This window comes from Yersinia antarctica (assembly GCF_056636475.1).
Genome location: NZ_JBSJQF010000001.1, coordinates 2,646,375 through 2,665,922, shown reverse-complemented (window position 1 = coordinate 2,665,922; position 19,548 = coordinate 2,646,375). Strand labels below are relative to the sequence as shown.

Sequence of the window (19,548 nt, the reverse complement as noted above, 5' to 3'; positions counted from 1 at the left end):
TCATGGTGCAATTAGCCGCATATGGTAGCAGTTCCTCTTCAGGCTCACTTATATCCAAAAGGAATTTTATATAAATTTTTACCCTGATTTGTATGGAATACATTCAAATTGGTGATTATTAACCCATTAAAATGTGATCACAGTCGAAAGTTTTTCAATTGTTCCATATAGGATAGCAAGGGAATGGTGGTATCAGTTTGCCAATAGACGGAAAAACAAACTAATAGAACACAGAATACGCGTTCTAATTGATTGCCTTTTTGTGGGCGTAATAGCGGGATACAGAATCGCCAGCGGCAAGGCCATAACAGCGGTACGCCAGCAGGTGTGAGCATATCCGCTAGTAAATGGCTGAAATAGCCAATAATCATTGCATGGAACGCATCTGCGGGAATAATCCAATCGCGTGAGATGTCCATTTGAAATAGTGCCACACCACCGATAACGGCCAATAGGCTATGGGTAAACCCACGATGGCCAAATGCACGGGCAATGGGGGTGGAGAGCCACTTTAACCGCTGGCCAAGGATTGACTTTGGGTGATCAATATCGGGTAGCAGGGAAGTTAGCAGGGCGCCAGGGATAATATGCCACCAGTCACCCTGTGCCAGTTCCGGTGTAAGACCGACTTTTTTGGCAAAGATAGCGCAGGCGACAGAAAAAATAAGGTGTCCTTCCCCTGTCATACTTGAATTCCGAGTCTGTAGCTGTTGGTTTATCCAGTATATGAGATTTATCTTGACGTGGATAGCCGTTACGCTGTAACTAAATGTCTCATTTTTCTCTGGCTGAGAGCAGGGAGTTTAACGTGAGTATTCAGGGGGGAAATATCAGGTCTTGGGCTGAAATGAAGTTACATTGATAAAAAAAGGGGAAAAGTGACCGGGAGTCGACTTTTCCCCAAAGTAATACGGGTATGGGCATAATTTAACAAATAATGATGAGGGTACTCATAACAACATAATAATTAGAAGCTGTACTGCACACCGACACGGTAGCGAGTTTGACGCTCGTCAGTCGTTTTGCTACCTGCTACGTTGCCGATAGCAACATATGGCTTCCAGTTTTTATCCCATTTGTAAGCAATTTTCAGATCATGACTCCATTCTTCTTTTTCTTTATTTGCCAGAATTTCATCTTCAGATTTCTTGTAGTTTAATTCGTATTCTGCTGAATAGTCTTTCAAGAAACTATAAGCAAACAGCATGGTGAACTCATGGCCTTTCTCTGTTGCTTTGGTCTGAGCTGGCTGGTTACGCTTGTAATATGGGCGATAACGCAGTGAGGTAGAGAAATCATCAGTAAAGGACACTTTACCGCGCAGGTAAGGGCGATAGTTGTTCGAGTCAGATGATGACTCTAATGAGAAACCAGGCTCAATCTGGAATGTTTTGTTGAATTGATAGACGTAGCTGGCAACCACTTCGGTACCATTACTGACTTGCTCATTAAATGGTTTATTAGGCGTAGTATCAGAGCTGTGCTGGCCCCATTTCCCTTCTAAAGATAAACCAAAACCATTGGCAAAACGGTTGGAGATCAGTAAACGGTCTTTATGATCAGATTTACTGGTATCTTTCATTTCATGCCGATAGTCAATTGTTGTTGCAACAGAACTAAAACTGATAACAGATGCCACTGCCAAAGTAAGTAATTTAAATTTCATTTTTTATATAATCCCAGGGTTATGGTTATTTAAAACAACAATCATTAACAAGTTTATAAAAATCAACATACGACTAAAAAACAATTCCACAATCAAAGAAACAACGTTTCACTTTATGTGGATTCATATTCTATTTATATGGATAATTATTTGTGTGATCCAGATCTTTCTTAGAGATTAATTTTTTAATCAGATATTAATTTGTGATGGCGATCTAATTGGCTATTATTATTTTTTTTTATAAAACAAAACAACCCCGCCAAATCAATGGCAGGGTTTAATAACCACTTAAGTTAAATAGATTTACAGATTATCTCATGGCGCGTTTCAGGATACGGTCACCTTGTTTATTAAAGTATTCCGCAGATTCTTCAACAGATTTCTGACCATAATCGATATATTGGATTGCATCTCGGAACAATGAAACGATTTGCGGGTCATCAAAGTATGGTGACGTTTTCATTTCATGTGGCAGTTCTAATGCCATATTTAAACCAGCAACAGATGGGTCTTCATCTTTAATTACACCGCTGGCACGCAGTTGAGTTACCGCAGTCTTACTCAGTGGTACACCACGCTCCAAGCCCATAGCATCAACACCTTCTTTGCTGTTAAGCAGGAAGTTGATGAGCATGGCACTTTCTTTAGGATACTTAGTCGATTTACCAATAGAGAGCATTTGAGCAGGTTTAAAGAACAGACCTGCATCTTTTGCCTCTGGCAACATCGGATAAGGGCCAAGTATCAATTTTGCTGGTTTAGTCAGGTTATCGGAATACTTAGTAATGGTGGAGTTCCACATATAAGTACCACCCCATTCACCATTAATCCACGGCTTCATTTCGTACATATTACTTTTGCCGAATGATGCATAGTATTTAGTGGATGGCATTACATGGTTATCAACCATTTTCTTATACATAGTAAAGAACTCAACCCACTGTTCTGGTGTATAAGCAAACTTTTTATTAGCTTCATCGATAGTCGGGGTGTTGTATTTTTGTGTCATGTAAGAGCGAATTAATGCCAGAGTATCCTGGTGCTCTAATACCACAGGGTAATATTGGTCACCCAGTTTTTCTTTAAATACTAAACCTGCTTTAAGTAATTCGTCCCACGTTTTAGGATACTCTAAACCAGACTTAGCCCAAGTCGCGTCATTAAAATAGAAAATACGCGCTGTCACTGAAATCGGGATACCGTTTAATTTGCCATTAACGGTAGTCTGTTGCAGTTCTTTCGGATCGAATTGAGCCAAATCCAACTGCTCTGACACTTTATTTAAGTCATAGAAGCCAGTGCCGTCTTTGGAGAAGATGGGCAACCAGTTCCAGTTTGTTTGCATAACGTCAGGTTCAGTTCCACCCGCAATTTGCGTCGTCAGACGAGAAAGATGACCGTCCCAGCCAGTGTATTCTGCTTTAACATTAATATTTGGGTGCTGCTTGTGGAACTCCTCCAGAGCCTTAAGTGTCATTTGATGACGCCCATTGCCCCCCCACCATGACATGCGTAGGTTAACGTCATCCTGTGCAAAAGCCTGATGTGACAATAAAGCCAGAGTGGATGCTATCAGCGTGTGTAGGATCGCTTTTTTCATTGGGTACTGCTCCTGTTAAAGAGAGATATTTTTTTCTGTTTTTGCATCAAAGATATGGCATTTATCCATATCAAATTGGAAGTACACGGTGCGATGCAGGCCACTTTCAATAATTGGCCGTGCTTCATCAGACGGTAAGCGACAAGTCAATTCAAAGTCGTCAACCTTGATGTATAAGAAGAATTCATGCCCCATGTTTTCCACACGAACTAATTCACCTTGCGAATGGTTATTGGCAAAGGGTTGTTGTGACATGCGAATAAATTCTGGACGTACACCAAAGAACACTTTTTCTCCGGCATGGGCGGCCACTTTGGCTTGCTGTTTTTCACTCAATACCAGAGTGTATTGGCCAACTGTCAGGCCAATCTGCCCCTCTTTTTCTACCAGCGTACTCGGTTTGATGTTCATTTCCGGTGCACCAATAAAACCTGCAACAAACATGTTGGTAGGGAAGTGGTAGAGATTATCCGGGGTATCAACTTGCATGATGTGGCCCAGTTTCATTACACAGATTCTGTCACCCATGGTCATGGCTTCGGTCTGGTCATGGGTAACATAAACAGTTGTTGCTGCTTTGCCGCTTTTTTTCAATTGCTTATGCAAATCTGAGATGCGGATACGCATTGAGGCACGCAACTTGGCATCGAGGTTCGACAACGGTTCATCAAACAAGAAAACATCAGGTTTTTTCACAATCGCCCGGCCTACTGCCACACGTTGTGCCTGGCCACCTGACAACTGGCGCGGCAGTCTGTCCAGCAGGTCTTCCAGCTCCAGGATTTTGGCCGCTTCTGCGACTTGCGCTTCAATCTGATCTTTTGGCAGCTTGCTCAGTTTCAGGCCAAAGGCCAGATTCTCTTTCACTGTCATGTGCGGATATAACGCATAGTTCTGGAACACCATGGCAATACCACGTGATTTAGGTGCCAGATTATTGACCACCCGATCACCAATTCGAACTTCGCCATCACTGATGGTTTCCAGACCTGCCAGCATGCGCAGAGTGGTGGATTTAGCACAGCCTGATGGACCAACAATAACCATAAACTCGCCATCATGGATTTTCAGATCAATGCCATGAACCGCGCGGAAACCGTTGGAGTAAACTTTGCCTAATTTATTGAAAATGACTTCAGCCATGATAAATCCTCTATTAACCTTTAATTCCGCTGCTGGTTACGCCTTGCACGAAGTAGCGTTGAGCCAGGAAGAAAACAATGATGGACGGCAGAATGGAGATGCTTGCCATTGCCAGAATTTCGTTCCACGGTGCGCCTTCGGTGACGTCAATTGACATCTTCAGAGCCAGCGCTATCGGGTACTTATCTACGCTGTAGACATAAATCAGTGGGCCGATAAAGTCGTTCATTGACCACATAAACTGGAACAGTGCGACAGAGATAATGGCCGGCTTCAAGATTGGCACAACCACATACCACAACACCTGTAGCGAGTTACAACCGTCGATCTGTGCCGCTTCTTCCATATCACGTGGTACACCACGCAGGAACTGAATCAGCATGAAGACGAAGAACCCTTGGGTGGCGAAGGCCGTCGGCAAATAAAGTGGTAAGTAGCTATTCAGCATGCCCATTTCACGGAACATGATGTATTGCGGAATCAATAACACAGTACTTGGCAGCAACATGGTGGTAATCAATGTTGCAAACCAGAATTTCTTCCATGGGATCTCAAAGCGTGCGAAACCATATGCCACGATAGTGGAAGAGATAATAGTCAGAATGACTTTCGGGATTACAAACTTAAAGGTGTTAAGCATGTAGTGACCGAAGTTATATTCAGTACCGGTTTTCCAACCATTAACGAAACCATCACTGGTTGCGTTTTCTGGCCATAATCCTAATGTGGTGAAAATTTCATTATTGGGTTTAAACGCCGCAGAGAACATCCACAGCAGCGGATAAAGCATCATCAGACCGACAATAATCAAAATGATGTAGCGGAAAGCAGCACTGACTTTTGCTTTGCGTTCTGTGCGGCTAATTTCCGCATTAGCAATTTCCTGCGCCAGATCTAATTTCTTCTGGTTGGAAGTTTGTTGTACGTCAGTCATTTTTTCCTCCTTTATCGGCGGAGTAGAAGACCCAATATTTAGATGATTTAAATGCAATTGAGGCGAAGAGGGCGACTACCAGGAATAATACCCAGGCCAGTGCAGCACCGTATCCCATATCAAAGTATTTAAACGCGGTATCATAGATATAGAGCGAGAATAAATACGTATAGTGAGTTGGTCCACCGTCGGTAATAACGTACGGCGCGGTAAACTCTTGGAACGCCTGCGTGGTTTGCATAATAAAGTTAAAGAAAATAACCGGCGTGATCAGTGGCACGGTAACTTTCATAAACATTTGCCATTTAGAGGCACCATCAATCATGGCTGCTTCATATTGTGACTGCGGTACGTTCTGCAATGCAGCCAAGAAGATAACCATGGCGGAACCGAACTGCCAGACACGCAGTAATGTCACGGATGTCAGCGCCAGCGCTGGTTCTCCCAACCAGTTGATGGCATCAAACCCGAACACGCCAATAAAGCTGTTTAACAGGCCATCAATGGCAAACAGGGCACGCCATAACACGGCAATTGCAACGCTGCTGCCGAGGATTGATGGAATATAGAAAGCAGTACGGAACAGGCCAATACCGCGTAATTTAAAGTTCAGTACAAAAGCGATCCCTAGAGCAAATGCCAGTTTTAAAGGAATAGTCAGAAAAACATAAGCGAATGTAACGCCCATGGATTTCCAGAATAAATCATCTTCAAGAATCATATGACGATAATTCTCGATCCCGTTAAATACGGGAGGGTTCATTAAGTCATACTCAGTAAAACTGAGAAAGAAGGATGATACAAAGGGGAAAGCCGTAAATATTATCAACCCGAGTATATAAGGCGATAAATAGGCTAACCCCAGCATTCTGTTTTCATTCATAATGCTTACCTATTTTTAATAACATGAAAGATAAATAAAATTACTGATTCAAAAGCGTCGGATAAATAAAATCAATATCATACAGAGTACGGTTTTCCCCGTTCACCCGATAATCTCCATGAATGTAACCACCATTGGTAATAAATTGAGGCATAGCAGCAGACTTATTTTGTTTTGCTGCAATTAAGGCCAATATTGCTAATGCAATTGGATTGTCGATACGGAAATAACGGTGTTGAGCCGATTCAACAAACAGGCCGCGATGGTAATGTTGTTTAAATAGTTCATCGCCAACTTGCCAGGCTAATTCAAATAATCGGCTACATTGGCAGTGTTCTGCCAGTTCAACTAGGGCCAACAATAGGTGTGCAGTGGCAGCAGGTTTTTTACCCACCATCAATGATGCTCGGCGTTTTTGTTTGTTCAATTCAGCAAACTGCCAGCGGTGCAGTAACACACCAATCAGATCCAGCAGCTCTTCATCTTCACTCAAGCGCCAGGCGCGAACTAATGGCAGCAAATAATCAACATCTAATGGGAATGGCGAAATAACCGTACCTTTGGCGCCATAGTAACCATCCCGCAGCAATACATAGCCGCTCATGTCTTGTCCATCGTTCCATAACGGGCGCAATGTATTACTCTCAACGTTATAAGCGAAACGATAGTAGTTCTTTAAGCCATCAATAACCCATTGCAAGACTTGTTCGTCGGGTTGTTGGCGCAGAATATCTAACATCGCCAATGGGTTATCAATCAGTAGCGGGCGCATATCGCGAAACAGCACATTAGCTTCACGAGCAATGTCACCAAACTCTGGACCAAACTGACGTTTGGCACGATCGCCATACCAAGATTGGGTCTGATTATCGTCCGCCGGGATAGGGCGACGCTGTTGTGGCGAACTGAACTGATAAACCGGTAAACCGGTTTCTGGGTTACGGGCTAATACATATTGACGATAGAGATGTTTCCCCCAGGCAGCAGCAGCGATATCACCGGTATATTCAGCATATTTATATGCGGCATAAATCAGGTCAGTACCCGCATTCACAAAGGTCAGGCCTTTGGTTTCAGGAAGGCGCGGTAAGTCAGTAGGATTAACCACATCGCGGCGAGCATGGGTAAACACATGTGGGTCGCGTAACTTGTCGTAGCTACCGTGGCGGCCCAGATCCAGCGTTTGCCAATCCTCTACATGGGCGTGCCAAAAACCCTGTAAAAAATTAAGTGTTTTTTCCCGGTCAACAGTGACCAGAAAATCGTAATAGGGCAGATGATGTTTCAGTTCATGTACTTGCGCTTTTGATTCTGGCCCTTCGGTCGTTAATGTATCCAGATTGAGGAAACGATGGCCGCCCCAGTAAAACAACCCGCTTTGCTCATGAACGCCAAGGTGCATAAAATAGCTGCTTTGCACTCGTGCTTGTTGGTGATATTGCGGATCCTGAGTCACCAGACTGAGGGCATCCAATGTCCGCAACCAGTTTTGCTGACTGGCAAAATTAGATATTGGTGTATTGTGGCCATCAGGAAATTCCCATACGACCGGTTGATGTGTCAGCACATCAAAGCCATCAGCTAGCAGGGGGGTAGGGTTTTGGTTGCTATGGCCAATAGACTGGACCAGATCAACATAGCTGCGAATAGCGCTGAGCCAGTTAATCATCATTGCGTCGCTGCCTTTAATGTTGCCTATAAAATCCATTGCCATAACCCCATCATCGAACATCAGGATAGAACCGGTTTAAGGTTCCTTATAAATAGAAACGTCGTTTCACAATCTATTATATTTGTATTTACTGACGAGTCATTGAGCGAATGACAAAAGTGTGATCGGAGTCGGAACGTTGTTTTGAATTTTTTATTTTTGCGCTTTTGGCAGAAATTTACCGGTAGATTTATTTGTTAACTATTTGATAAATAAGTAATAAAAAAGGCACAACAGAAGTTGTGCCTTGATGCGTTTTTGAGTCAAAATATTGCGAATAACTCCGCCAGATAGACCTTAACTCAAATTAGTCATGATTATCGGCTTAGCGAGCCAACCAACCGCCATCAACCGCGATGGTGTAACCGCTGATATAATCAGATGCTTTAGATGCCAGGAAGACCACTGGACCTTTCAGATCATCAGGCAAGCCCCAACGACCAGCAGGGATACGGTCAAGGATCTCTTTGCTGCGTTCTTCATCTTTACGCAACTGTTGGGTATTGTTGGTTGCCATGTAACCCGGTGCCACTGCGTTCACGTTGATGCCATGTTTAGCCCACTCGTTAGCTAACAGACGAGTCACACCCATGACTGCGCTTTTCGATGCGGTGTAAGATGGCACACGGATACCACCTTGATAAGACAGCATTGATGCCACGTTGATAATCTTGCCGCCATGGCCTTGTTTGATGAACTGTTTAGCAACCGCTTGAGACATAAAGAACACGGTTTTGATGTTAACGTTCATGACATCGTCCCAGTCCTTCTCGCTGAAGTTGATCGCATCTTCACGGCGAATGATACCGGCGTTATTGACCAGAATATCGATTTGACCAAATTCAGCGACAGCTTGTTCTAACAGGGCAGGAATGTGCTCAATTTTGCTCAGGTCAGCCGTCAGACTAAGGAAACGGCGGCCTAGTGCAGTCACTTTATCAATAGTTTCACGTGGCTCAACAATGTTGATACCCACGATATCACAACCGGCTTCGGCTAAACCGATCGCCATGCCTTGGCCCAAACCTGTATCACAGCCAGTAACCAGTGCAACTTTACCTTTCAATTCAAAGGAATCTAAAATCATAGCTAACATCTCTCTCAAGGCGGTCAAAGATTGCCGCGATTTCAATATTGGGGAGAAAACCGCCCAAAGGACGGATTCGGTTGGTGACGCTTAACGCAATTCGCTAACAGCGATGTGGTCCATATCACTGAAGACTTGGTTTTCACCGACCATGCCCCAGATGAAGGTATAACGCTTAGTGCCCACGCCAGAATGAATAGACCAACTTGGTGAAATCACAGCTTGTTCGTTGTGGACTAACAAATGACGTGTTTCCTGTGCCTGGCCCATCATGTGGAACACCGCTGTTTCTTCGTCCATATCAAAGTAGAAATAGACTTCCATACGACGTTCATGGGTATGACAAGGCATGGTATTCCACAGATTGCCGGGAGCCAGTTTGGTTAAACCCATGGTCAGTTGGCAGGTTGGCAACACATCAGGCACGATGTATTTATTGATAGTGCGACGGTTGCTGGTGGCATCATCACCCAATGTTTGCGGTGCGGCCTCTGCCAACGTGATTTTTTTGTTCGGGTAAGTGGTGTGTGCTGGCGCGCTGTTGTAGTAAAACTTGGCAGGTTTTGTGCTGTCGATACTGCTGAACTGCACCTCTTTCGCACCTTTACCCACATACAATGCTTCTTCATTGTTAATTTCATAACGCTGACCATCAACAACGATAAGTCCTGAGCCACCGATGTTGATAACGCCCAATTCGCGGCGTTCCAGAAAGTAACTGACACCCAGTTGTTTACCTACATCATCACCAATGCTGACTGCTTTACTGACGGGCAAAATACCCCCGACGATGATGCGGTCAATGTGGCTATAGGTCAGGGTGTACTCATCTGCGGTGAATATATTTTCGATCAAAAATTCACGGCGCAAACCGGCAGTATCAAGCTGTTTCGCGTGGTCGCTATGGATGCTTTGGCGAACTTGCATGTCAGTACCTCTTTTACAGAACAGTATCTTGGTGGGTAAAACCCAACTCAGAAAGCAAGACCGGCTCAAACAAGCGCATGATGTCGACAATTGTTGCTGACAACTTGTACTGGTCTGATGTCTGACCGAGTGTTTCTTGTAATGCTGATGATGATAGTGTTTGCGGGAAGTTAATTCAATAAAAATGAAATGATGTTTTATTATTTTTTGAGGGATGTCATGATTTTTGGATTATTTATGGCTTATCTGCCAATTTTGCCCGTAGAATGGGCAGAATTCAGCGTGAAACTGTGACTACGCTACATCAGAAACTTATTCTGCATAATGAGGTGAGACAATGAAGATGTTCTTTATTAATGATGAAACGCCATGGGAAGAGTTAGGAAATGGCATTAAACGCAAAGTAATGACTTGGAGCGATGATCTGATGATGGTCTGCGTTCACTTTGACAAAGGTGCCATTGGTACTGCACACAAACATGACATTCATGACCAGATTGCTTATGTTGCCGCAGGCAGCTTTGAAGTGGAAATTGAAGGGCAGAAACGCATATTGAAAGCGGGTGATGCGTATCGTGCCGTGAAAAATGAGATGCACGGCGCGGTATCACTGGAAGATAACAGTATTTTAATCGACACCTTTAACCCTAAGCGAGATGATTTCCTCTAAAGGGTATTTGGGCGGTTGAGTCATTGGCTCCACCGCCCTCTATCATCAATACGGTAATATTACGTTATATCTTTTTTATTCAATTGCTCTAATGATTCCAACTTAAGATCAGCCAATACCCAGCGTGGGTCTGCGCGGTATTCAGGCGATGGGATCACGATAGAGCGCATTCGTGCTGCTTTAGTCGCAATCATACCGTTTACCGAATCTTCCAGCGTGACGCATTGTAGCGGGTCGATACCGAGATCAGCCGCAGCATTCAGATACACCTCAGGGTGCGGTTTACTGTAGGGCAGGTATTCGGCTGAAACCAGACAGTCGAACTGATTTCTAACACCTAACATGTCCAGCACACGCTCTTGCATATGGAGAGGGGATGCTGATGCCAGGCCGATTTTCAGCCCTTGTTGGCGGCAAAGGTCCAGTGCGTACTCAACGCCTGGCAGCACCGGGCGGGTCTCTTCTACCAGTTCTATCGCCCGAACAATAATCCGTTTGCACACTTCCGCCTGACTAGGACCCTGCCATGGCATGGCTTGGAACCAAAGCTTTACCACTAAATCGATACGTAAACCCAAGGTATCGGGTAATGAATCCCGTGAGGATGTATCCAGCCCAAGATTGGTGAAAATATCGAGTTCGGCCTGTAGCCATAATGGTTCCGAATCTATCAGCAAGCCATCCATATCGAAAATTGCCGCTTTAATCGGGTGAGGGGTTGCCATTTATCATCACTCCTGTGGTTTTTTTAGCTACGGGCTGAATACTTTATCATTAACTTAATGATAAAGCGCCGAATGAGCTAGGCTTGAATTTGTGTTAAGGGTGAGAGTTATAGCAAAAATTTTGCACAAAGAGCGAATGTAGCGGGTAAACTAGAGCTACATAAGTTGTGGTATTTACAAGGAGAAGTCATGACCTATCAACAGGCTGGGCGCGTCGCTGTTATCAAACGGATTGCAGGGTGGCTCGTTTTTATTCCAGCACTGCTGTCAACATTGATCTCAATTATCAATTTTGCCTATCAATATAGTCAAAAAAGCAGCGGGATTAATGCGGTCATGTTGGATTTTATCCATGTGATGACCGATATGATTCGCTTCAATACCACTTTTCTGGATGTTTTCTGGTTCAACTCGCCAGTACCTGATCTTCAGCAGGGCTTAACCGCCGCGAATATTATGTTCTTTATCATCTATATGCTGATTTTTGTCGGTTTGTCACTACAGGCATCTGGTGCTCGTATGTCGCGGCAGGTGCGGCACATTCGTGAGGGTATTGAAGATCAATTGATTTTGGAACAAGCCAAAGGTAGCGAAGGGCGCAGCCGTGAACAGCTAGAAGAGAAGGTGGTTTTACCGCATCACACCATCTTCTTGCAGTTCTTTACCTTATATATCTTGCCGTTAGTGATTGCTGTGGTGGGCTATTTTGTTCTTAAATTGTTGGGATTGATGGCTCAAGGGTGATTCTGTTGTAAGAAAGCCTTGCTGAGTGATAGAGATGTATAGAAACAAGCCAGTGTGTGACACAGCATTCTGGCCTTTTTATTGTCTATTTTATTGATATATAAATAAATTAACGTATTGAAAGAATTTTACCAGAAAATGGTAGTGATACTCTTCTTGCACTCACACTATTTCTGATGTGATTCCCTTATGCTGTAGCACTCTCTCCTCTGTCATATCAGTAAAGTAATGAACGTTTTCATTTCCAAGAAAATGCGTAATTTTATTGTGTTAGCCCAAACAAATAGCATGGCGAAGGCGGCTGAAAAATTACACATGACGGCATCTCCTTTCGGCAAAAGTATTATGGCGCTGGAAGAATTGGTCGGTTATTCCTTATTTACTCGTAATGAGAAAAGTATCAGCCTCAATAAAGCAGGACAAGAGCTTTATCAGGAGCTATTTCCTATTTATCAACGACTTTCAGCTATAGATAACAGCATTGTGGCTATATCACAGCGTCAGAAGAATATTGTGATAGGAATTGATAACACTTACCCAACCATCATTTTTGATCAATTGTTCAGTCTCAGCGATAAATACGACGGGATTACCGCTCAGCCTTTTGAGTTTAACGAAAACAGTGTGATTGATGACTTACTCGATCGCCGTGTAGATTTTATTATCTCCCCGCAGCAAGCGTCACAACGTGTCACCCATATTGATACCCTGCAAGCCACGGAGCTTCCCTCTTTACGGCTCGGTTTTTTAGTGTCACGTCGCTTTGAGAATATCCAGGCGCTAGAGTTGTTGAATACATTGCCTTGGTTGCAAATGCGCTTCCAAAATAGGGCAAATTTTGAGGCTCTACTGGATGCGCATTTCCGTGCGATTGGCATTAACCCCACTATTATCTATCGCCCCTACAGCTTTATGGCAAAAATCAGTGCTGTTGAGCAAGGGCAGTTTCTGACGGTAGTGCCTCAGTTTGCTTATCGGTTAGTTAACCCCGCCAAGCTGAAATATTTTGATGCACCGAATCAGCCCATGTATATGCGAGAGTACCTATATTCGCTCAAGAATAATCATCACATCGAAAAAGTCATGGGCTATATACATTCAGACCGAGAGGGTGATTAAGGTGCCAACATTGAGCCAAATTCGAACAGATTTTGGTGCAACTGGAATGCTTGCGCCAGATTGTGATGCAAATGTCCGCCTTTGGCCTGTGCCAGATAGCGATGCAGGTAGTCACGATACATCGGATGTGCACAGTTATTGATAATCGTGGTGGCACGCTGCATGGGTGATAGCCCGCGTAAGTCAGCCACGCCTTGTTCTGTAACGATAACTTTTACGCTGTGCTCACTATGATCAACATGGGTACACATCGGCACAATGGTGGAGACCTTTCCACCTTTGACGATGGAGGGGGCCATAAAGATCGACAAATAGGCGTTGCGCTCAAAATCTGCACTGCCGCCAATACCGTTGACCAATTCCGTACCGGCAACGTGGGTCGAGTTGGCATGGCCGTAGATATCAAATTCAAGCCCGACGTTAAGGGCAATGCCCCATTCCCGAACGAAACGCAACAAACCATCATGCGTTATGCAGCGAGTAGATACTCTAAAAATACCTCATTCGGTGAGCTGTATTCCAGAGATTTGCGCCCCCGAGTGTTGAGGATGTGCTCCAGTCTCGCAATATCTTCATCGCTGACGCCATTAAAATCGGTTCCTTTCGGATAAAACCGCCGTATCAGACCGTTGGTATGCTCATTCAACCCCCGCTCCCAGGAATGATAAGGCCGGGCAAAGTAAACCTTTGCGCCCGTTACCTGAGTGATGTCCTTATGTTTCGCAAACTCGGGTCCGTTATCTGCCGTCAGGGTTTTAAACTCACAGAAAGTATTCGCCACGATGTCCCTGAACGCTTCCACGACGCTCTCAGCGCACTTATTGGGGAGTTTACGGATAATGACCTGCTTTGTGGCTTTGTCCACGACCGTCAGCAGGAATGACTTCTGGTCTTTGCCAAAAATCGTATCGATTTCAACATGCCCGGGAACCTGTTTGAGTTCAGCCTCAGCAGGCCTGTGCTCAATGCCAACCCTGTCCGGGATGGGCGTGCGTCCGGGCTCACCCGTATCATAGCGATAGCGTTTACCCCGGTGAGGGAGCTGAAGGTAAAGCTTACCGCCAGCCTGTCTGTCCGAACGGATATAGCGGTAGAGGGTATTTTTGCTGACGGCGATATCAAACTGGATTTTCAGTCTCCCACAGATAACCTCAGGGGAGGTATGTACAGCCAGCGCCTGCCGGAGAAAGTCTTGTGTCTGCTGGCCCAGAGGGAAACAGGCATTGTGTGCCGAGGTGGCGCCCCGCCGTTGTCTGGCTAAGGCATCAGCGCGTCTGGAGGAGTAAAGTCCGTTGAAGGCGGGGTCCGTATTACGCCTGAGCTCCCGGCTCAGCGTAGAGCGAGAGACGCCGAGCTCTCTGGCAATGCAGGACTGATTAACGCCTTCAGCTTTTCGTTTTTCGATGTAAAAGCGCTCATGCTGAGTCAAATGTTTTCCCTTCATGCAACAGGGTCTCCGACAGGGTCAATACGGCTATTTTATCCGTACCTGACCGGTGGGTCACTTTGTTGCATTTCGTTTGGGAATTGGCGATTGAGTTTGCGTGTGTGGTTGAACTCAATAATACCCACCCGATTGGCAATCAACACTTTGACATACTGATAAGACATGGTTGTTCCCTTTAATTGATAATTTTTTGTGTAATAAAATGGGTTACGTCATTAATACCGGCTCGCGGCGAGATTTGATTTTGACGTAACAGATCTTCAATTTGCTGATAGTGCTGGCGGACCTCGGGGTGAGAAAACAGCATTGCAAGTGCATTTGCCTCTACCTGATGACGCACCCAACCAAGATTTTGTTGTTGGCGCAAGGTGGTGAGCTGCCCACTTTGCGTCATGACCGGCCAAAAACTTTGTACTGCTTGCCACACTTCGCGGATACCGCGTTTTTCCAACGCGCTACAGGTGAGAACCCGTGGCTGCCATGCGGGATATTTACGGCGAATGATATGCAGTGCGCTGTGATACATATGGCGGGCGATTTCAACATTGCTATGGTTGTCGCCGTCATCTTTGTTAATCACAATAAAATCGGCCATTTCCATAATGCCTTTCTTAATGCCTTGTAGGTCATCGCCCGCACCGGCGATTTGCAAAGAGATAAAGCAGTCCACCATTTCAGCCACTTCGGTTTCAGACTGCCCAACGCCGACGGTTTCAACGATGATGACGTCGTAGCCTGCGGCCTCACTGAGCAAGATCAACTCGCGGGTACTCTGGCTTATCCCACCGAGGTGGCCCCCTGACGGCACCGGGCGCACAAACGCATGCTCAGCGCGTGAGAGATTCAGCATGCGGGTTTTGTCGCCCAAAATGCTGCCGCCACTGATCGGGCTGCTGGGGTCAACGGCAATCACCGCGACCTTATGCCCTTGTGCCAATAACTCTTCGCCTAGCACCTCAAGAAAGGTGCTTTTCCCCGCACCGGGTGTGCCAGTAACGCCTAGCCGTTTAGCCTGACCGGTATAAGGCATAATGCGGTCTAACAGCCGAGCGCTTAATGCCTGATGTCGGGGGAGGCGGCTTTCTGCCAGGGTCATGGCTTGCGCTAATGCGGCTCGGTCTCCCTGGCGTAAACGGTGAACGTAGTCCGCCATATTGTCGATATCAATCATGGCGGCGGCTGATGAGTTGTAGAACGTCACGCACGCTAACGAGCATTGGTGTACCCGGCCCATAAATTGCTGCCACACCCTGTTCACGCAAGAAGGCGTAGTCCTGTGGCGGAATAACCCCCCCAGCCACCACCAGAATATCTGGCCGTGCATATTGACGCAGCGCTTCAATCAACTCGGGGATCAATGTTTTGTGGCCGGCGGCAAGGGAAGAAGCACCGATGACGTGAACGTCATTCTCCACCGCCAGACGGGCGATTTCATCCGGTGTTGAGAACATCGGGCTAAGATCGACATCAAAACCGAGGTCAGAGTAAGCGCTGGCAATAACCTTAGCCCCCGGTCGTGGCCATCCTGGCCCATTTTGGCAATCAGAATTCTGGGTCTGCGCCCATTCTCACTGAAGAACGTTTGGGTCTGCGCCACTATTTGATCAAATTCCTGAGCGTCTTTCTCGCTCTGGTGATAGCTGCGCGCAATGACACCGGTAACGCATTCGCTTGGTACCAGGTAGCGGTCAAACACCCTCTCCATTGCATCTGAGATTTCACCCAGTGTTGCCCGCAGTCGTGCAGCTTGAACTGCGGCTTCCAGTAGATTTTCATGGTTTTCCGCCGCATGACGCAGGTTTAGCAATGCTTGTTGAACCGCGCTGTTATCTCGCTCGGCGCGAATACGTTTAAGTTGTGCAATTTGTTCATTGCGAACTTTAACGTTGTCAATATCCAACACCTGAGTTTCAGCTTCTGTCTCTAACTTATATTTATTCACCCCGACAATAACGCGTTTTCCCTGATCGATAAGTGATTGCTGACTGGCGGACGCCTCTTCAATCATCCGTTTGGGTAGCCCAACCTCAATGGCTTTGGCCATGCCGCCCACATCATCGATCTGTTTGATAATGGTTCTGGCTTGTTTCACCATTTGATCGGTTAATGACTCGACAAAATAAGAGCCTGCCAGCGGGTCAATGGTGCGGCAAATCGCCGATTCTTCCTGAATGATTATTTGTGTATTACGCGCAATGCGTGCTGAGAAATCAGTCGGTAGGCCGAGAGCCTCATCAAAAGCATTGGTATGCAAAGACTGTGTGCCGCCGAGTGTTGCGCCCAGAGCTTCGATGGTAGTACGAATAATATTGTTGTAGGGGTCTTGCTCGGTCAGGCTCCACCCTGAAGTTTGGCAGTGGGTTCGTAGCGCTAATGATTTAGGGTCGGTTGCGCCAAATCCACTGACCGCCTCACTCCAGAGGTAGCGTGCGGCGCGTAACATGGCGATGTTCATAAACAGATCCATGCCAATGCCGAAGAAGAATGAGAGGCGTGGGGCGAAGTCATCAATATTTAAACCGGCATTTAAGGCCGCTTTGATATATTCAATACCATCAGCAATAGTAAAAGCCACTTGCTGCACGCAGTTAGCGCCGGCTTCTCCCATATGGTAGCCACTGATGCTGATAGTGTTGAAGCGCGGCATATTTTGCGAACTCCAGGCGATGATGTCGGAAATAATGCGCATGGAGGGTTTGGGGGGGTAAATATAGGTGTTGCGGCACAGATATTCTTTCAGAATATCGTTCTGAATAGTGCCGGTCAGTAGCGCAGGCTCTACCCCTTGCTCTTCGGCCGCGACGATATAAAACGCCAGAATGGGCAGCACCGCACCATTCATCGTCATCGAAACAGACATTTTATCGAGTGGTATTTGGTCGAACAGAACCTTCATATCCTCAACGCTATCAATTGCCACACCTGCTTTACCCACATCACCAGAAACGCGTGGGTTATCTGAGTCATAACCACGATGAGTGGCAAGATCAAATGCTACAGAAAGACCTTTTTGCCCCGCAGCCAGGTTTTTGCGATAAAAGGCATTTGATTCTTTAGCGGTTGAAAAACCAGCATATTGGCGAATTGTCCAGGGCTGAGCGGCATACATTGTGGCTCTTGGCCCCCTGACGTAGGGTGCAAGACCGGGGAATGAGCCAGTAACCTCTAATCCATCAAGGTCACTGGCGGTATAAAGTGCTTTTACCGCAATACCTTCGGGCGTCTTGCTGATCAAATCTTCTATTTTTTTTCCTCGTTTGCTTAATTCTTTATTAGCGAGGTTTTCCCACTCACGCATATCCACCATTTGTCTTGCTCCCAATTACTGGCAATAGAATGCCTATCGAAGGTTATGAGATATTCCTCGACGAAGGCTTTTGATTTTATTTAAGTAAGCGCTTTTTGCCGTGGGTTGTCGCTGGCAAAAAAGAACAGGGTGTCACGTCATTATTAGTCAGTGGAAATGCATCTAATCTGTGGTTTTGTTCATGTTTTTTTAGGAAAGGCGTCTTTCGTTATGAGATGTTGGTCATAAAAAAAGCACCCTTATTGGTTGGCTAGCCAATAATTGGGGGTGCTATTTATAATAGGCGGGTTATTCGTGCTAACCAGCGAGCGGGTATCTCACTAAAAACGTTCGGGGTGCAGCAAATGCTCAACGGCTTTCTGCGCGTTAATCCAGTGTTGTCCACCAAATAAATTACTGCGGTTCAATAAATAATAAAGCTGATAAATAGGTTGGCGCTCAATAAAATCGGCAGGCAGCGGCCAAACACGCTGATAACCATCATAAATTTGGGCGGGTAAGGCAGGGTAGAGCGGTAACATCGCAAGGTCGCACTCGCGATCTCCCCAATAACAGGCGGGATCAAAAATTACTGGCCCTTGGGCACTGGCAGCACAGTTAGCTGGCCATAAATCACCGTGTAGGAGTGAGGGCTGTGGCTGGTGGCCTTGTAAACGTGCGTGAACTAAGTCAGTTATCTGGTCGATATCACCAAAAGACATGCCTTTTTCCGCCGCTAATTGCAATTGCCAACCGATACGCTGCTCAGCAAAGAATTGCCCCCAGCGGCGCTGCCAGCTATTAGGCTGCGGTGTGGTGGCCAGATCATTATCAAAATCCAGCCCGAATTGCAGTTGTTCGCTCCATTGATGCAGATGGGCTAATTGCTGGCCCAGACAATAGGCGTTATGCGCATCGAGTGGCTTTAGGGGGAGATACTCTAGTAACAGAAAACTGTAATCGCGATCGCTGCCCACGCCGTAGACTTCAGGGACTTGGACTGTTTTGCTGCGGGATAATAAAGCGAGTTGATCAGCTTCGGCGGTAAATATGGGTAACATCTCACGGGTATCGCATTTTACGAAAACCTCAGTCTCACCATAACTGAGACGCCAGGCTTCATGAATATCTCCGCCCGGTAATTCAGTCCTTTCCCGAATTTCGGCGGGACCGAGATATTCACCTAACAGACGATTCACTGCTTGCCACATGATTCACCCCCTATTAGCTGCCAGTTAAACCCTGTGAACTTGAAATTACAGGGTTGTTAGCGACGTTAACTTATCCTAATCACTCGACTACATTAGCGCATCAGGATTAATGAGCCTAATCCATAAGGCTCATCCTGCGGGCTAGCATTAATGCTATTTAAATCGACTCCCGGCCGATTTGACATTCGCTGCTACCTGCAAGTCCAATGACTCTGGCTACAGATCATTAGGTTAGCGTCTTTATGCTGCGAAGAACAAGAGCTGGCGCACAGGGATACCCGTGCCGGATCAAACAAAAGACTGATTCTACTGGTAAAGTGTTAGTCGTTTCGCTGTTTTGCTCATATTACGACAAAAATGGCATGGTAAAAAACTTGCTGCTGGCTGAATCTGAA

At 45.8% G+C, this 19,548-nt stretch carries 17 protein-coding genes and 2 pseudogenes; 3 read left to right on the top strand and 16 right to left on the bottom strand.

What is annotated here, in order from left to right; translation table 11 throughout:
- Positions 1-137: 137 nt before the first annotated feature.
- The 9 genes from ACWJJO_RS12330 to kduI form a co-directional block, all read right to left on the bottom strand.
- Complete coding sequence (locus ACWJJO_RS12330; protein WP_005182936.1) at positions 138-686, bottom strand: metal-dependent hydrolase; 549 nt, start codon at positions 684-686, stop codon at positions 138-140.
- A 281-nt stretch (positions 687-967) separates the two neighbouring features.
- Entirely contained in the window at positions 968-1,666 is a 699-nt protein-coding gene (locus ACWJJO_RS12325; RefSeq protein WP_083158664.1) for an oligogalacturonate-specific porin KdgM family protein, read from the bottom strand.
- A 310-nt stretch (positions 1,667-1,976) separates the two neighbouring features.
- Complete coding sequence (locus tag ACWJJO_RS12320) at positions 1,977-3,266, bottom strand: ABC transporter substrate-binding protein (RefSeq protein WP_083158665.1); 1,290 nt, start codon at positions 3,264-3,266, stop codon at positions 1,977-1,979.
- A gap of 15 nt (positions 3,267-3,281) precedes the next feature.
- Positions 3,282-4,409 (bottom strand): ABC transporter ATP-binding protein, encoded by a 1,128-nt coding sequence (locus ACWJJO_RS12315; protein ID WP_083158666.1) that lies wholly within the window; start codon positions 4,407-4,409, stop codon positions 3,282-3,284.
- A gap of 13 nt (positions 4,410-4,422) precedes the next feature.
- The gene (locus ACWJJO_RS12310; protein WP_083158667.1) at positions 4,423-5,343 is read right to left on the bottom strand and encodes a carbohydrate ABC transporter permease; all 921 of its coding nucleotides are present in this window, start codon (positions 5,341-5,343) and stop codon (positions 4,423-4,425) included.
- Positions 5,336-6,226 (bottom strand): carbohydrate ABC transporter permease, encoded by an 891-nt coding sequence (locus tag ACWJJO_RS12305; protein WP_083158668.1) that lies wholly within the window; start codon positions 6,224-6,226, stop codon positions 5,336-5,338. The genes ACWJJO_RS12310 and ACWJJO_RS12305 overlap by 8 nt, the downstream gene beginning before the upstream one ends.
- A 40-nt stretch (positions 6,227-6,266) precedes the next feature.
- Positions 6,267-7,934, bottom strand: coding sequence for a pectate lyase (locus tag ACWJJO_RS12300; protein ID WP_083163598.1), 1,668 nt, complete (start codon positions 7,932-7,934; stop codon positions 6,267-6,269).
- Between the two features lie 328 nt (positions 7,935-8,262).
- Positions 8,263-9,024 carry a 2-dehydro-3-deoxy-D-gluconate 5-dehydrogenase KduD gene (gene kduD / locus ACWJJO_RS12295; protein ID WP_005182925.1) on the bottom strand — a complete coding sequence of 254 codons (762 nt, stop codon included), beginning with the start codon at positions 9,022-9,024 and terminating at the stop codon, positions 8,263-8,265.
- A gap of 90 nt (positions 9,025-9,114) precedes the next feature.
- A complete protein-coding gene (kduI, locus tag ACWJJO_RS12290; protein ID WP_083158669.1) occupies positions 9,115-9,951 on the bottom strand; it encodes a 5-dehydro-4-deoxy-D-glucuronate isomerase in 837 nt (278 codons plus the stop codon).
- A 337-nt stretch (positions 9,952-10,288) separates the two neighbouring features.
- Between kduI and ACWJJO_RS12285 the strand changes: the two genes are divergently transcribed.
- Positions 10,289-10,621 (top strand): cupin domain-containing protein, encoded by a 333-nt coding sequence (locus ACWJJO_RS12285; protein ID WP_032905805.1) that lies wholly within the window; start codon positions 10,289-10,291, stop codon positions 10,619-10,621.
- Between the two features lie 59 nt (positions 10,622-10,680).
- Here ACWJJO_RS12285 and hxpB read toward each other — a convergent pair whose 3' ends face one another.
- Positions 10,681-11,346 carry a hexitol phosphatase HxpB gene (hxpB, locus tag ACWJJO_RS12280; RefSeq protein WP_372569243.1) on the bottom strand — a complete coding sequence of 222 codons (666 nt, stop codon included), beginning with the start codon at positions 11,344-11,346 and terminating at the stop codon, positions 10,681-10,683.
- A gap of 189 nt (positions 11,347-11,535) precedes the next feature.
- Between hxpB and ACWJJO_RS12275 the strand changes: the two genes are divergently transcribed.
- Together ACWJJO_RS12275 and srsR are read left to right on the top strand one after the other, a co-directional pair.
- Entirely contained in the window at positions 11,536-12,090 is a 555-nt protein-coding gene (locus ACWJJO_RS12275; RefSeq protein WP_083158671.1) for a YniB family protein, read from the top strand.
- 228 nt (positions 12,091-12,318) lie between these two features.
- Entirely contained in the window at positions 12,319-13,209 is an 891-nt protein-coding gene (srsR, locus tag ACWJJO_RS12270) for a LysR family transcriptional regulator SrsR (protein WP_083158672.1), read from the top strand.
- Here srsR and ACWJJO_RS12265 read toward each other — a convergent pair.
- The 6 genes and pseudogenes from ACWJJO_RS12265 to ACWJJO_RS12240 all read right to left on the bottom strand — a co-directional run.
- Positions 13,206-13,640 (bottom strand): annotated as a pseudogene (locus tag ACWJJO_RS12265) (acetyl-CoA hydrolase/transferase C-terminal domain-containing protein); the annotation flags it as partial. The gene srsR and the pseudogene ACWJJO_RS12265 sit on opposite strands and share 4 nt — an antisense overlap.
- A 38-nt stretch (positions 13,641-13,678) precedes the next feature.
- Entirely contained in the window at positions 13,679-14,653 is a 975-nt protein-coding gene (locus ACWJJO_RS12260) for an IS30 family transposase (RefSeq protein ID WP_481090511.1), read from the bottom strand.
- A 35-nt stretch (positions 14,654-14,688) separates the two neighbouring features.
- On the bottom strand, positions 14,689-14,820 hold the full coding sequence (locus tag ACWJJO_RS12255; RefSeq protein WP_481091066.1) for a hypothetical protein: 132 nt from the start codon (positions 14,818-14,820) through the stop codon (positions 14,689-14,691).
- Positions 14,821-14,831: 11 nt separating this feature from the next.
- Positions 14,832-15,827 (bottom strand): methylmalonyl Co-A mutase-associated GTPase MeaB, encoded by a 996-nt coding sequence (meaB, locus tag ACWJJO_RS12250; protein ID WP_481091586.1) that lies wholly within the window; start codon positions 15,825-15,827, stop codon positions 14,832-14,834.
- Positions 15,820-17,963: pseudogene (gene scpA / locus ACWJJO_RS12245) on the bottom strand (methylmalonyl-CoA mutase). Before scpA ends, meaB begins: the two are co-directional and overlap by 8 nt.
- A 320-nt stretch (positions 17,964-18,283) precedes the next feature.
- Complete coding sequence (locus ACWJJO_RS12240; protein WP_083158677.1) at positions 18,284-19,153, bottom strand: fructosamine kinase family protein; 870 nt, start codon at positions 19,151-19,153, stop codon at positions 18,284-18,286.
- Positions 19,154-19,548 lie beyond the last annotated feature (395 nt).

Excerpts from the sequence above, each read along its gene's own strand:
- ACWJJO_RS12330 (WP_005182936.1), bottom strand. The coding sequence starts at position 686 with ATGACAGGGGAAGGACACCTTATTTTTTCTGTCGCCTGCGCTATCTTT.
- ACWJJO_RS12325 (WP_083158664.1), bottom strand. The coding sequence starts at position 1,666 with ATGAAATTTAAATTACTTACTTTGGCAGTGGCATCTGTTATCAGTTTT.
- ACWJJO_RS12320 (WP_083158665.1), bottom strand. The coding sequence starts at position 3,266 with ATGAAAAAAGCGATCCTACACACGCTGATAGCATCCACTCTGGCTTTA.
- ACWJJO_RS12315 (WP_083158666.1), bottom strand. The coding sequence starts at position 4,409 with ATGGCTGAAGTCATTTTCAATAAATTAGGCAAAGTTTACTCCAACGGT.
- ACWJJO_RS12310 (WP_083158667.1), bottom strand. The coding sequence starts at position 5,343 with ATGACTGACGTACAACAAACTTCCAACCAGAAGAAATTAGATCTGGCG.
- ACWJJO_RS12305 (WP_083158668.1), bottom strand. The coding sequence starts at position 6,226 with ATGAATGAAAACAGAATGCTGGGGTTAGCCTATTTATCGCCTTATATA.
- ACWJJO_RS12300 (WP_083163598.1), bottom strand. The coding sequence starts at position 7,934 with ATGGATTTTATAGGCAACATTAAAGGCAGCGACGCAATGATGATTAAC.
- kduD (WP_005182925.1), bottom strand. The coding sequence starts at position 9,024 with ATGATTTTAGATTCCTTTGAATTGAAAGGTAAAGTTGCACTGGTTACT.
- kduI (WP_083158669.1), bottom strand. The coding sequence starts at position 9,951 with ATGCAAGTTCGCCAAAGCATCCATAGCGACCACGCGAAACAGCTTGAT.
- ACWJJO_RS12285 (WP_032905805.1), top strand. The coding sequence starts at position 10,289 with ATGAAGATGTTCTTTATTAATGATGAAACGCCATGGGAAGAGTTAGGA.
- hxpB (WP_372569243.1), bottom strand. The coding sequence starts at position 11,346 with ATGGCAACCCCTCACCCGATTAAAGCGGCAATTTTCGATATGGATGGC.
- ACWJJO_RS12275 (WP_083158671.1), top strand. The coding sequence starts at position 11,536 with ATGACCTATCAACAGGCTGGGCGCGTCGCTGTTATCAAACGGATTGCA.
- srsR (WP_083158672.1), top strand. The coding sequence starts at position 12,319 with ATGAACGTTTTCATTTCCAAGAAAATGCGTAATTTTATTGTGTTAGCC.
- ACWJJO_RS12260 (WP_481090511.1), bottom strand. The coding sequence starts at position 14,653 with ATGAAGGGAAAACATTTGACTCAGCATGAGCGCTTTTACATCGAAAAA.
- ACWJJO_RS12255 (WP_481091066.1), bottom strand. The coding sequence starts at position 14,820 with ATGTCTTATCAGTATGTCAAAGTGTTGATTGCCAATCGGGTGGGTATT.
- meaB (WP_481091586.1), bottom strand. The coding sequence starts at position 15,827 with ATGATTGATATCGACAATATGGCGGACTACGTTCACCGTTTACGCCAG.
- ACWJJO_RS12240 (WP_083158677.1), bottom strand. The coding sequence starts at position 19,153 with ATGTGGCAAGCAGTGAATCGTCTGTTAGGTGAATATCTCGGTCCCGCC.